Origin of the sequence: Winogradskyella sp. (assembly GCF_965228925.1) — a bacterium.
Lineage (GTDB): Bacteria > Bacteroidota > Bacteroidia > Flavobacteriales > Flavobacteriaceae > Winogradskyella.
The window spans coordinates 4,725,209-4,738,335 of the sequence record NZ_OZ245845.1; the positions used below are offsets into that span (position 1 = coordinate 4,725,209).

Sequence of the window (13,127 nt, forward strand, 5' to 3'; positions counted from 1 at the left end):
AAATGGCTTCCACTTAGTTATTCTTGAAAATATAATCGACAACAGCTTGCGCCACCGCTTGGGTAGATGTTGGGTCTTGCCCTGTGATTAAATTGCCATCTTCCACAAAGTAACCGTCCCAACCATCTTCAGAAAACGAATAGTTGCCTCCATTGTCTTTCAGGGCGTCTTCAATGGTAAATGAAAAGGTTTTAAAATAGTCTGCTTTGCTATTTTCAAATTTATTGGGAAAGCCATTGACTTTTTTACCATAGTATATGGGATTGCCGTTTTTATCTTTAACATGAACAATACCAGCCGAACCGTGGCATACTGCCGAGACCACACCATTATTAGTATGTATGGTCTTAGCTATGTTTTGAATGGTCTTATTTTCTGGCACACCAAACATTGCCGCGCCGCCACCACTATAATAAATGGCCTTGTAATTTTCTGGATCAATCTCGCTCGGTGTTTTAGTAGTTTTAAGCAGATCCATCAATGTATGATCATAAATGTATTGCTTCTGAATGGGATCGGTAGTATTTAAGTAGCCTATGGGTACGGCACCTCCATCTGGACTTACAAAATCAACAGCAAAACCCTTATTGATAAATACATCATAAGCGACCACTATCTCTTCAAAATGATTGGCTGTTCGTATGTTGGTATTACCATAAGTATCTTGGTTTGAAACTACCATTACTATTCGTGGCAACTCCCTTTCATTTTTGCAACTGTACAAGCTCAAGTGGATGACAGTGATTGTTAAGATCAAGCCAATCGATTTGACTGTTTTCATTATCATAATCTCAAAGTTTTAATCTGTTTTCTTGGTAAATGCTTTATGAATAATCGTCCATTTCCCTTCCGCCTTTGCTAGTAAAAAATAATCGATATAAGGGGCGCTGGTGTTTGGACTCGAGATCATCACTTTAGCAACCGCAATATCGTTTGTATAATCCACCGATAAAATCTCACCCGACTCACCTGTTGGCTGACCTTCTTTTGTGTCTTTGATATACGCCTCGCCAGACCATACTTTTAACTTATTATTTCTTACATAATAAAGGTTGAGATCAGGATGAAAAGCAGTTCTCAGTAAATCGGGCTTCCCCCCTGTGGAACCATTTATATAGTTCTCTAAAGTTGCTTTGATGGCACCTGTTTCATCCTCTTGAATTGAAATTGGCTGAACGAAAAGGGCCATCATTAAAATCAATATATATTTCATGATTAAAAGTTTTAAATTGGGATTTTGGTATATGATTTATGGACAATCTTCCATTGGTCTTTAATCTTTAACAACATCATAAAATCAATAAACTTCGTTGTACTGTTCGGTCGGGTAATTTCAACTTTTGCCATAGCAATGTTATTCTCAACATCGATAGACACAATCCTACCGATACGATTATTCTTTTCGCCTTTTTTGAAAATCTTTTTATAATCTCTTCCTGGCCAAATCTTTAAGTCTTTTGTTTTGCCATCTATTGAATACAAATTCAAATCATCGTGAAAGGCTATGTCCAATCGTTCGGGCTCTCCAGCAGAGGTCCCTTGAATGTAATGATTTAAGACCTCTCGAATGGCTTTTAAATTCTGATTATAGGTAGCGTAAGTTGCTAAGAAGTTGTTTTGATTTTCTTGAAATACCGCCAGGTTTCTATTACTCTTTAGCTCAGCCAATTCTACAGCTTTTTCATAGCTTGTTTTGGCCAATTCATATTGTTTATTAGCGACTAAGGCATCCGCATAGCTATCAAACGAATTGGGATAAAATGAATATAGAATTGTGTTCATTCTTAAAATTGCCACAGCCTTTTTGGGCTGGTGCATAAACGCATAACCGAGTTCGTTGATAGCACTATGATTGATTACACCCGCTGTGTGATACCTTGTAATTAATTCCGAAATGGAGGCCCCAATATTATTAACATCTATAGTGCTAATGCGTTCTCTTAATCCTTCTAAACTTAGGTCTGGCGTTCCTGATTGGGCTTTTGCTTCTATCAATTCCATAGCTTTATCTAAAGCTTTTTCATTTTCTATGACAATATCAGGTTTAACACCAGTAATTTGAAAGCCTTTATTCGTCACGGGGTCAACCTCAGTTTCGTTTGATATTGAAATAAAAAAGCGTTCGTTTAGACGGTGCTCCATGGCGCCATAACCAGCCCCAATAGTATTTTGTCCAATGACTGTTGCTCTTTCTTGTCCCTGTAACCAAAAGGCCAATTCCTCTCCGGCGGATGCCGTTTTTCCATTCACCAAAACATAAATGGGCAAGTCTGGGAACCTTGTGCCAGACACATTTGGTTCGGTATAGATACTGTAGTTCGTATCGTTGTACCTAATAAAATAATTGGCCAACTTTTTAGGGGTTTTATCGAAAAAATAACTCAACAAATGAGAAACCACATAGGGTACACCGCCCAGATTATCCCTCACATCAATGATTAAGGCGTTCTTATTTTCAAAGAGCGGTGCGAGCTTTGTTATGGTTTGTCGCGCATTATTGGCGTTATTCCAATCTCCAAAGTCCGTAAATTTCACATAGATATTATCCTCCATAAAAGACACTTTAGATAGGCCTTCGTACCTATTATTCGGCGTTGAACCATGAGATGGGCTCTGTGATGAATTCTGTTCTCGGTGCGAAACAAACAAATGCAAATCGCCATGTACGGATCTTAAATCTTCCGTTAATTTTTCGGCCAACTGTTTAGGATCTTTAAGGCTATCGTAAGCCCCATTTTCTAATTGATTTTTGATGTAATTCCCTGCTTCGACACCTTCTTCGATAGAGACATAATAGTACTTTAAGGAATCGCTTATTCGGTTTATAATTTGCTTAAGCTCCGTTTTTTTTACTGGTAAAAGTGTAGGTGTTGAATCTGTAAATTGTGTATGATTTATACCCCTATTGTTTATAAAATCCAATGAAAAGCAAGTATTAAAACACAATACAAATACTAGAGTGAGGTGAATTACATTTAAACGTTTTGACATGATAGTTTTGTTTTATGGAATAAAACTATGGTCAATCCCTATAAAAACGAGACTATATCTACTTTGAAAACCTTTGAATTTATAATTCCGAAGAAATTAGAGTAGTTTTTTTTTATACTGGGCAGGTGTCATGCCCTTAATTTTTTTGAAAGCGGAATAAAACGAAGAATTAGATTTAAAACCGCACTCGTTACCAATAGCCTCGAGTGTTAAGACATTATTGGTTTGAATCATTTTTGAAGCGGATTCAATACGGTATTCGTTGATATAACTCGTGAAGCTCTTCCCTAGATTATCATTAAAATACTGTGACAAATAACTGGTATTGACTTCTAACAGTTTTGCCACGTCTGGAAGTTTCAACGTCGCATCCTTATACAACTCTTTTTCCACAAACAACGTCTCTAACTGCCTTGATAACTTTTCGGTTTCAGACTTACCGATTTTTTTACTTCCATATTTCTCAACAGGAAAAAGAAAAGCCAAAGAGTTTTGCCGACGCTTATAAAACCATATAAAAATGGTGACGTAAAAGGTAAACGAAAAAGAAAGTGCCCCTACAATGTAAGAGGTATACTGAGTGGTATTGTATGCCAACCAAATAATTGTATTTCCTATATTAATGGTTACCAACCAAAAATCTTGAGTTGTTGCATTTTTATTATCAAAGAACACTTTTTTGATGATCCCTCTAATTAAATACAATGAAGCAAACACATACAAGGTCCATTGTAAGGACCTGATCACACCAAAAGGTCTTGGCGGCATACGCCACCATAAATACGCATATTCCCTATAAGGAAAAAGAGAGCCGGCAATAATCATAAAAATAGTCACTGGTATGACATGAACAAGCCACGAATATTTTCCGACACGATTAGGTTTAATGGTCACCTTGGTATATAAATACAAAAATGGCCCTATAAGCAAACAGGCCAATAAACCTAGATGAATAAAGGTAGAGGATGTCCCTGGATAAAACGTTAAAAAAACAGACTTGGTCACCCTAAAACTGATGACAAACAACAGGGCAGCCAGAAAATAAGTACTGCGGTTTTTCCTCTTAATAAAAAATGCAAAATAAATACTTAAGAAAAGCCCATTAAACGCGCCGAGCGCACTAAAAAAAAATAATAACTGGTTACTAATATTCAAGTTGACTATATTTTTTTATGATGACTAAATAATTTGGCGTCTATTGCAATAAACGCCAAATTACAACTATAATTCTTATTACAAATTATATTTTTCCTTACACTTGGTGATAATCGCTTCGTCAGCAAATGGTATTCCCCGATGCGTTCCAAATATTTGATAACCATTCTTCCTAAAATTAATACGGTCAATAAGCATTATGAAGTAGTGTTTATCTACCTCTCCTTTAAAATAAGCTTCTTCTACAAGACCAAAATACGTATTGTATGATTCAATATCTCCCGAGTGTTCCAATAAAAGGCATCCGATATTTTTAAATTCTGCACTGACCATTTCTGCGGTAGGATAGCCATAATCATTAAATATTTCAGCCAAACGCGCTCTTACTTCTTTGTCTAAAATCGTCTGTTTTTCCCTATTTTTCATATAGTGGTTAAACGATACTCCGCGATAAAACTGATCTTTTTCCATTAGAGCGATAAGTTCATCTATGAGAGTTTCGTTATATAACTGTACATCTATTTGGTCTTTAATAGTTCTCCAATAGGGTACATTTTCAGTTTTTATTATTTCTGTCTGGCAATCTCCAAAAAGCAAATCGAAATCACTCCCAAAATAAACCTTATACGGATCTTCAGCCTTAGGGTCTTCAAAGGCATTATGGTCCTTTACCTGACTGTACATAGCACACAGAAAACTTGGGCTAAGTGCTTTGACCTTTAAAAAGAATGGGAGTACAATCGCCTTCTCTTGACCCATTCTCATATAAGCGGCACCAATATTGAAATAGTCCGCATAGATAAACGTCTTGATTTCTGCCTTTTCCAGTTGACCATAAATACTCTTTAGCTCTGTTTTAGCCATATTATAAGCCTCTAAGCTTACCTTACCAGAATATTCAGGATAATAATTAAGCTGAATGGTTTGTGAATTAGAATTTACCGCTATGAGTAAAAAAAGGATACATACTAAATTTTTCATCGTTTTGAATTTTATCGGTTATACGACAAAACTATAGCTGATCTTTCCTAAAAAAACTAAATGAAAGCTTGTTGCCATTTAATAAAAACTTAAAAATCTGAAAGACGTCTTAAGTCCCCAAAAAACAGAAGGTGATTACTCCAATACGAAGCCCTTTCCGTGAACATTTCTTATGGATATATTGGCCTCGGTGAGGTACTTCCTTAATCTTGATATATACACGTCCATAGAATTTCTTGAAAATTCATCTTGATTTTCCCATAAGCGCTGCAGAATTTCCTTTCGCTCAACCAGTTTCTCGGATCTCGAAATAAGCATCTCCAGAAGTAAACTTTCCCGCTCCGTAAGCTGAATTGATGTTGAGTCCACTTTCAGTTCACGCTTAGATTTATCTAAAATCAAAGTCTTAAACTCCAATGTCTGTTGGTGTTTATCATGGTTGGTCTGTCTCGATAAAACAGCCTGTATTTTGGCCAGTAGGATTTCTTCATCAATGGGTTTTGTGACGTATTCTTCGGCACCATAGCGATAACCTTTTAATTGATCTATTTTTAAATCTCTTGCCGTCAAGAAGATAAATGGAATATCGTAGCGTTTATCTTTAATCTCTGAAGCGACATCGTAACCCGATCCATTTTTTAAGTTCACATCCAATATGGCGATATCAAATGCGTGCTTACTCAATGCTTTGAGTGCTGCGCTTACTGTTTCCTCCCATACGACCTGAAAATTCTTGAGCAATAAGTACTCGCTCAGTACATAACCAAAACTTTTATCGTCTTCAACTAAAAGTACTCTATTCATTGATTGGAAAATTTAATGATACTGTTAATCCTTTAGGTTCGTTTTTTGAAATCTTAAGCGCGCCCTTGTGGTCCTCCATAATAGTATTGATGTATTCGAGACCTAAACCCTTATACTTAATACTATCGTCAATTTTGCTCACGCCCTTACCGTCGTCAGCTGTTTTTATGGTTAAGATATGATGCATTCTTTCCACTGTAATTGTAATGCTAACAGGAACTTCATTATGCTTGATAGCGTTTTCCCAAATATTGAACAACATCAGTTGTAAATGATTTTTATCTGCTTTTACAATATATTCATTTTCAGGAGGTACAAATTGTACTGTAGTCTTGTTGATCTGAAATACAGGTTTCATCTCTTTTAGAGCGTTTTCGATAAGGTCGGTCACCCGAATCTCCTCCTTATGAATTTGTAAACGGTTGGCATCAGATTTTACCCAGTGCAACACCGTTTTAATATGATTTTCTAGACGATTTCCTTCAGTTTGTATGATCTTAATGAGATCTTCATCTACATATTTTTTTGACAATAAATTCGCTCCAATTTTTATGGAGGACAATGGGGTTTGAAATTGATGCGACAGGTGATTTACAAACTCATTCTTCTGTTTTATTAATAAACCCTGTTGGCGGATTAGGCGTACTAACCAAAAAAATAAAAAGCCTAGGCCTATTAAAAACACCAAGGGAATGGTATAAGTTTCTAGTGCAATCGAGGAATCATCCGTATATGCTAAATATATGTATTTAATGTTTGACTTATCCATGCCGCGCATTTCCATCATTTGAGCTGGACTCTGATTTAATATAAAACCTGCATCATGGCCTTCAACCTTATCATCTACAATATCTATCATCACCAAACAAGACAAGCATACTTTAATATCGGATTCAAGGATATCGGTGGTAGCTTTGTTATGGCTTATTAAGCGCTCATCGATAGTTTCATTTCCATCGACAATGGCCCAATCAAAATTGTAATCATAATCCTTAAAATTCTTATTGACGAGAGAATCAATGAGTCTAAACTGTTTAGAGGCATCTGTGCGTATAAGCGAATCTGTGCGCTCGACTTTACGAATGCTAATGGCCGTCGTCATCAACATCGATTGTATGCCCTTCAGCTCAAGTTCCTTTTCTAATTTTTGAGTGGCTGCAAGGTGACTTATCTGCCAATAGGCCAAACCACCTAAGAGCACTAAGGAAATGACTATCAATACAATATATCTGAACTTCATAAGTCGATTTTTAACAAATGTATAAACAAAGCGCTTAGGGTGTTCGGTTTTTCAGTTTCCTTTAAGGTTTTTCAGATTTTATTATAAAAGCTTCAATTATTGTTCATTTAAGTTAAATAAACCGCGCTATAGCTTTGCCTCATCATCTTAAAAAAACAAAACATGAAAACAAAAATTTTAATCCTTTTCGTATGTGTTACCACATTATCATTTGGACAAACAGACTTTAAAAAACAAGCTGAATTACTACTAAATGCGCGTCGCGCCGAAAACAAAAACCTAAAAATCGAGGCATTAAAACTATACCAAGAAGGCTTTTCTATAGCACAACCGCAACGAAGTATAGACTATTTGCACGCATCATTGCTGGCCGCAGAATTAGGTAAAGTTGACCTAAGTAGAAACTTCATAATTGCTGCTATAGAAAAAATGAAAATAGAAAAAAGTACGATCATCACTTTTTCCGAGAATGCGACCTATCAATTATGTGCAAAAAAAATTGCAGAAAACTATAATAGGCATTTAGAACAATTTTATCGAAATCTAAAAGACCCAGTTGCTTATTTTAAAATTCAAAAGATCTTGAATAGAGATGAAGAAACAAGAAAAATGAGCAACTATTATTTTGGTTTAACCCCCGAAATATCGAATGCGGCGTTCGATAGTTTAATGAAGTATAATAAACCAAAGGACAGTCTCATTCGAAAAAAATATCAAAGCATCTTATGGCCAAAACTCAGCAAAGAAAAAAAAGAGTTTCAACAGAAAGCTTTTGTTTACGCCGACAGTTTAAATGTTAGAGCTTTAATTGATATTACTAAAGAACACGGTTGGCAAAAAGAAGGTGAGATGATCCTTTGGCATCAAAGAGGTATCTATGACAAGGACAGTTGGGTTTGGGACTTTTTTAAACCTTATATCAACGCAGAGATTAAAAAAGGAAATATCCGACCATTTTTCTGGGCCAGGTTTGAAGATCACAGCTCTTTTTTTAAAACCGGAAAAACAGTTTATGGCTTTTGGCCGGGTAAACTAGATCCAGAAACTGTCAATGAAAAACGAAAATCTATCGGTTTACCTCCATTGACCCAAGAGGAAATATATTCCCGAAATAACAGTAAAGGTGGCGGAAACGCATTTTAATATAAAACAAAACTATAATATCATGAAAACAATCATTTTAAGTCTATTCATTGTATTCTTTAATCTCTACCAATCCATAGGTTATAGTCAAACAAAAAACCTCAATAATGAACCTGTCATAGCCGTTGATTACTATCCAGCGAAAACAGCAACGGTATCCACGGAAAGTTATATTAAAGGCATCAAAGAACTCGATTACGCCTATTACGACTTTAAAAGACGAGAGGCAAGTACCATGGATTATATCGATTATTGGCGAATCGCTGTGGCCTATTCGTACATGGGTATTGATAAAGACCAGATCTATAGCATCCTGCTGAAATCAAAAACCAATAACAAAAAAGGGTTTTGTATTATTTTTAATCACTTTGAAAAAGACCGTGGTTATTTTAAATCCCTTTTAGGAGATGCGTATCAAAAGCTCAAAGAAGATTGTTATGGCTACAACATCACATCCAAAAAAACAGGGCCCTCAGGTAAGTTTTCCCTAAAAACGAATAAGGGTGTGACGCAATGGTTAAAAAAGAACTAATCTCCTCAACCATATAAAACTATCTAAGGCCAATCTTTGAACTCAATAAATTGCGCCTTAGATGGTTTTTTATACAGATTTATAAATCCATAGGTTTACGTTGTGCATTTATGGGATGTGCCCCTTAAGATAAATATATTTGATGTGGCTAATCTTTATAAGCTAACTGATGAGAATCACCACTGTATTCATAGCACTTTTATTATGCAATGGCATTTTTGCCCAAAAGTCCAATAAAGTTCTTAATGAGGGTGAACAAGACCTCATTGATTATTTATTTAGCGACTGCACGCCAAGCAAGCCTGGCGCTAGTGTATGGGTTATTAGCAAGGGTGACTTAGTTTATGAAACCAATTATGGTTTGGCTAACGTAGGCCAAGGCACTAAAATCGATTCTAACACCAATTTTAGAATTGCCTCTGTAACCAAACAATTTACTGCAGCATGTATTATGATTTTGGTGAAAAACGGCCAATTAAATTATACTACTAATCTTAGAGATATATTTCCGGATTTCCCCGAGTACGGTAAAAATATAACCATCAGGCATTTGCTCACGCATCAATCCGGCATTGTTGATTACAACGGGTTTATAGAGGAGTCCAGAACAAAACAATTGTTAGATTATGAAATTCTAGAATTCTTAAAGCAAAGTCAAAAGACCTATTTTGAGCCTGGAACAAGCTATAGATATAGCAATTCGGGCTATGCCGTATTAGCTCAGGTGATTGAAAAAGTCAGTGGCATATCCTTCGCCACATTTGTAAAGCGAGAGATTTTTGAAACATTGGGAATGCACAACAGCATGGTTTTTCAGCAAAATCAAAATATTGAGAATCGCGCCTTTGGATATGCCGTGGTCAATGATAGTATCCGATTTAACGATCAGAGTATTACAAGTGCCATTCAAGGCGATGGGGGTATTTACTGCAGTACCAGCGATTATTACAAATGGGATCAGGCGCTATACAAAGGCGAGCTCATTCCCAAAAAGGAACTAGAAGATGCCTTTATTGATTGGGACAACCATAGCAAGACCACAAAAGATGGTGAGGGCTATGGCTGGTTTGTAGAATATCAAAATGGGATAAAGATCTTACATCACTCAGGCGGTACCGCTGGTTTCGAAAGTCAGGTTATACGTATTCCTGATCTAGAACTTTCAATAGTGCTGTTTTCTAACAGAAACTGGTCAAGTCGCAACCTGAGATATAAGGTAAGAGCCCTTGCGAGTATATTTTCAGAATATAAAATTCCTATGCCCATTGAAATCGTTCTTAAAAAAGAGATAGAACAAAACGGAATTTTAGAAGGCATTGATGTTTATCATACACTAAAGCATGAAGACCACTATAAAACCAAGGCATTAGAGTTGTATTATTTGGGAATCATCTACCTCAATCAGCACCGCAATAAAGCTTCCAAAGCAGTCTTTAAAACCATCACTCTTGATTTTCCAAGTTATGCCAATGCCTATTATGGTTTGGGAATAGCCTATAAACGAATGAATGAAACCAAAGCGGCCATAAACAGTTTTAAAAAGGCCATCGAATTAAGTGCTGATAAAAATTCAACTATAGCAACGCGTTCAAAACAACACCTTTCAGAATTATCGGGAAGCAATTAATACGACTTTACCAAACGACACGAAATCTAATTGATTAGGCAACCATTTCAGTAAAATTTGCGTCTCTATAAATACCAACCCATACGTTTCTTCTTATGAAAAAAGTCCTCTATGTTCTTATCGCAATTGCTATTTTTTCTTGTAATTCAAACCAAAAAAAAGAACAAAGTCCCGTATATAGCAGCATTAACTTTGAATCTGTAGATGCCTATTTTGAGCTCCTTGAACAACTAGAAAATGGTAAAGCCATTTCTGATAAGCAATGGGATACCTTTTTGACATTAAAAGGTAACCGACTTTATATAGATGAAAACAACATTTCAAGCGCCACATTAAAGCTCATACGTCATGAAATGGAGCAATCATATATACCCGATAATGATAGTCTTTTAAAAGCAAGCATCGACTCCAATATAAGATTACAAATAAGGAAACGATATCAAGATTATAAACATGAGTACCTCAACCATATTACATGGTTGAAGCAAAACTCGGAAATATTGCAAGACAGTGCTGTTACTTTGGCTAAGACCTATCTGCCCAAGTCCATGCGTCGTTTAGATACTATACCGAATATTTACATCCATGGACTTTGGGATGGCTCCGCAAGTGACAAAGGCATTTTTGTTGATATCATTTTACAATACGATTTTGACAAAAGACGTCTCGGTAGTTTCATTGCTCACGAATTACATCACTTTATGATGGAAAGTAAAATTAATACTGAACATCTTGATAAGCATGACACAGGTCCTATGTGGGCCGTACAAAGTATTCAGACAGAAGGCATTGCCGATTTAGTCGATAAATCCACTATAGTTTTTGAAGGGTCAGACTGGTGGTTAAATACACAATACATGGCCTTATTAAATTATGCTCCTGATGTCATTGGCACACTGAACCAATATTTAGAAGATGAAGCTCAAGGTATCCATCATACTGAAGACGCATACAGAACTGCCCTAGCCAACTCCGTAGGGCATATCCCCGGTCAATTTATGGCTGAAGCTATAAAGCGTCATGGTCTGCTCAATGAGGTTATAAGCGACTTAGAAAACCCTTTTTCATTTTTTTATAGCTATAATCAAATTGCAAATGCTGATGAAGCGCTCCCATCATTATCGGAAAACGCCATCGCTTTTTTGCAATCCCTAGAAGCAAAATATATACATTGATTTAATGTTTCTGAATCATAAATCAATCAACTAAACTTAAAAAACCTCTAACCAAATTTGGTTGGGGAGTGCACTTATAGAATGTATCGGAAAAATATCGTGTCATTTAATTCATGATCTTTAGAGATTTTCTTCCTTGAAAGCAATTTGAGCATTATCAAGTAAAGACTGTCGTATCTATCGGTTTATACTAGGATTAATCGTCTTGAAATTAAAAAAGATGCCTATTAATTCTTTAAAATTTTAAATACCTCTTTTTTGTTTCCAGCATATAAATGCAGAACGTAGGACCCTGCACTTTCGTCGTTTAATTCAAAGGAAAACTCAGAGGTATTTGGATGTATCATTTTTTGTTTAATCAACTGTCCTGAAACAGTATAGAGATGCACCTCCAAGCTTGTATTAGTAGGATTTTCAAGCTTTATGTTCAACTTATCAATAAAAGGATTAGGATATATGGAAGTCTCTAAAGCACCTTCAAAATTAACACTCAGTGTTTCTGTTGAAGACCAAAATTTTAAAATACGAAGAGTACCTTCCCATGCTCCAACAGTATCATCCCAAGTCTCATAGATTAATTCTATTTCGTTGTCATCCAAATCAAAAGTACGCAACTGACGAAAATTATTTTCCCATTGTAACGTACTATTATTCCACTCCTGACTAAGGAATTCCGTTAAATTATTAGATGCATATGTTAATAAAGTCCTATTATTATTAAACCAAGTATCTGTGACATAAAGCTGATCGATAATTTCTTCTACCAAGTCATCTGTATTATAGGAATACAAAAACTGTCGGTACGGTGTGGCCCATGTACCTCCTCCAATATTCCAGCCACTTATTTCTTCTCTAATTAACACACCATCAGTGTTGTAGAAGTAATCTTTACGTTCATCATTTTCCCAATCATTTAATATTGTCCGCCAAGTTTCCATTATTTCATAGTTTAAAATACTGCTTGTAAAATCGTATGTACGTCGTTCTTTATTGCGAAGCATCATACTTGCAAAATCATATTCAGTTAAAAGATCCTCTATACGATTGCCCAAAGTATCATAGAGATATGTGTTCTGGTTAAAAACTTGCCATGTCGGGTTAATGAATATAGCAAATGAAAACGTCTCAACTAAGTCGTCTGTATTGTACTGATAAGTTAATTGTTCTGAGTTTTGCCACATGCTGCCATCCCAGTTTTGGCGTATGCGCTCTTCAATGTCATTGTTAGCATTGTATGCTTTATTAAACTGGTAAAAATTTTCCCAAATACCACCATTGAGAATAAGTCGTAGTAGATTCGTTTCTTTATTGCCTCCGTTATCATAGGTAAATAATTCCCTGGTATTGTGATCCCATTGCACGGTCACTTGATCCCATGAAAATTGGTGTATGGAATCTAACTTAAATACTGTTTGCGCACTTGCACTTATTGAAAGCACAACTATTAATGCCGTAAAAACTAATTGTATTCTTTTCATT

12 protein-coding genes are annotated in these 13,127 nt (G+C 35.8%); 4 read left to right on the forward strand and 8 right to left on the reverse strand.

The features are described from left to right. Positions 1-13: 13 nt before the first annotated feature. From ACO052_RS19445 to ACO052_RS19475, 7 genes are all read right to left on the reverse strand, one after another. Entirely contained in the window at positions 14-697 is a 684-nt protein-coding gene (locus ACO052_RS19445) for a type 1 glutamine amidotransferase domain-containing protein (RefSeq protein WP_422105466.1), read from the reverse strand. A 102-nt stretch (positions 698-799) separates the two neighbouring features. Continuing rightward, positions 800-1,213, reverse strand: coding sequence for a nuclear transport factor 2 family protein (locus ACO052_RS19450; protein WP_422105467.1), 414 nt, complete (start codon positions 1,211-1,213; stop codon positions 800-802). A gap of 11 nt (positions 1,214-1,224) precedes the next feature. Then, positions 1,225-2,991 (reverse strand): S41 family peptidase, encoded by a 1,767-nt coding sequence (locus ACO052_RS19455; RefSeq protein ID WP_422105468.1) that lies wholly within the window; start codon positions 2,989-2,991, stop codon positions 1,225-1,227. Between the two features lie 96 nt (positions 2,992-3,087). Continuing rightward, a complete protein-coding gene (locus ACO052_RS19460) occupies positions 3,088-4,146 on the reverse strand; it encodes a helix-turn-helix domain-containing protein (RefSeq protein ID WP_422105469.1) in 1,059 nt (352 codons plus the stop codon). Between the two features lie 78 nt (positions 4,147-4,224). Further along, positions 4,225-5,127: a DUF6624 domain-containing protein gene (locus ACO052_RS19465; RefSeq protein WP_422105470.1), complete on the reverse strand. Its 903-nt coding sequence runs from the start codon at positions 5,125-5,127 to the stop codon at positions 4,225-4,227. 135 nt (positions 5,128-5,262) lie between these two features. After that, complete coding sequence (locus tag ACO052_RS19470) at positions 5,263-5,931, reverse strand: response regulator transcription factor (RefSeq protein ID WP_422105471.1); 669 nt, start codon at positions 5,929-5,931, stop codon at positions 5,263-5,265. Beyond that, positions 5,924-7,171, reverse strand: a complete 1,248-nt coding sequence (locus ACO052_RS19475) for a sensor histidine kinase (RefSeq protein WP_422105472.1) — start codon at positions 7,169-7,171, stop codon at positions 5,924-5,926. Before ACO052_RS19475 ends, ACO052_RS19470 begins: the two co-directional genes overlap by 8 nt. Before the next feature lie 162 nt (positions 7,172-7,333). Between ACO052_RS19475 and ACO052_RS19480 the strand changes: the two genes are divergently transcribed. The 4 genes from ACO052_RS19480 to ACO052_RS19495 all read left to right on the forward strand — a co-directional run bounded on the left by ACO052_RS19480 (position 7,334) and on the right by ACO052_RS19495 (position 11,648). Further along, positions 7,334-8,314 (forward strand): hypothetical protein, encoded by a 981-nt coding sequence (locus ACO052_RS19480; protein WP_422105473.1) that lies wholly within the window; start codon positions 7,334-7,336, stop codon positions 8,312-8,314. Positions 8,315-8,336: 22 nt separating this feature from the next. Continuing rightward, entirely contained in the window at positions 8,337-8,846 is a 510-nt protein-coding gene (locus tag ACO052_RS19485) for a hypothetical protein (RefSeq protein ID WP_422105474.1), read from the forward strand. A 169-nt stretch (positions 8,847-9,015) separates the two neighbouring features. Further along, positions 9,016-10,473, forward strand: coding sequence for a serine hydrolase (locus ACO052_RS19490; RefSeq protein ID WP_422105475.1), 1,458 nt, complete (start codon positions 9,016-9,018; stop codon positions 10,471-10,473). Between the two features lie 95 nt (positions 10,474-10,568). Then, positions 10,569-11,648: a DUF5700 domain-containing putative Zn-dependent protease gene (locus ACO052_RS19495; RefSeq protein ID WP_422105476.1), complete on the forward strand. Its 1,080-nt coding sequence runs from the start codon at positions 10,569-10,571 to the stop codon at positions 11,646-11,648. Between the two features lie 227 nt (positions 11,649-11,875). Here the strand turns inward: ACO052_RS19495 and ACO052_RS19500 are convergent, their stop codons facing one another. Continuing rightward, entirely contained in the window at positions 11,876-13,126 is a 1,251-nt protein-coding gene (locus ACO052_RS19500; RefSeq protein ID WP_422105477.1) for a T9SS type A sorting domain-containing protein, read from the reverse strand. Position 13,127: the final 1 nt, after the last annotated feature.

What these genes read in the sequence shown, in the direction of transcription:
- ACO052_RS19490 (WP_422105475.1), top strand. Translation starts at nt 9,016, where the DNA reads ATGAGAATCACCACTGTATTCATAGCACTTTTATTATGCAATGGCATT.
- ACO052_RS19480 (WP_422105473.1), top strand. Translation starts at nt 7,334, where the DNA reads ATGAAAACAAAAATTTTAATCCTTTTCGTATGTGTTACCACATTATCA.
- ACO052_RS19500 (WP_422105477.1), bottom strand. Translation starts at nt 13,126, where the DNA reads ATGAAAAGAATACAATTAGTTTTTACGGCATTAATAGTTGTGCTTTCA.
- ACO052_RS19465 (WP_422105470.1), bottom strand. Translation starts at nt 5,127, where the DNA reads ATGAAAAATTTAGTATGTATCCTTTTTTTACTCATAGCGGTAAATTCT.
- ACO052_RS19475 (WP_422105472.1), bottom strand. Translation starts at nt 7,171, where the DNA reads ATGAAGTTCAGATATATTGTATTGATAGTCATTTCCTTAGTGCTCTTA.
- ACO052_RS19455 (WP_422105468.1), bottom strand. Translation starts at nt 2,991, where the DNA reads ATGTCAAAACGTTTAAATGTAATTCACCTCACTCTAGTATTTGTATTG.
- ACO052_RS19495 (WP_422105476.1), top strand. Translation starts at nt 10,569, where the DNA reads ATGAAAAAAGTCCTCTATGTTCTTATCGCAATTGCTATTTTTTCTTGT.
- ACO052_RS19485 (WP_422105474.1), top strand. Translation starts at nt 8,337, where the DNA reads ATGAAAACAATCATTTTAAGTCTATTCATTGTATTCTTTAATCTCTAC.
- ACO052_RS19450 (WP_422105467.1), bottom strand. Translation starts at nt 1,213, where the DNA reads ATGAAATATATATTGATTTTAATGATGGCCCTTTTCGTTCAGCCAATT.
- ACO052_RS19470 (WP_422105471.1), bottom strand. Translation starts at nt 5,931, where the DNA reads ATGAATAGAGTACTTTTAGTTGAAGACGATAAAAGTTTTGGTTATGTA.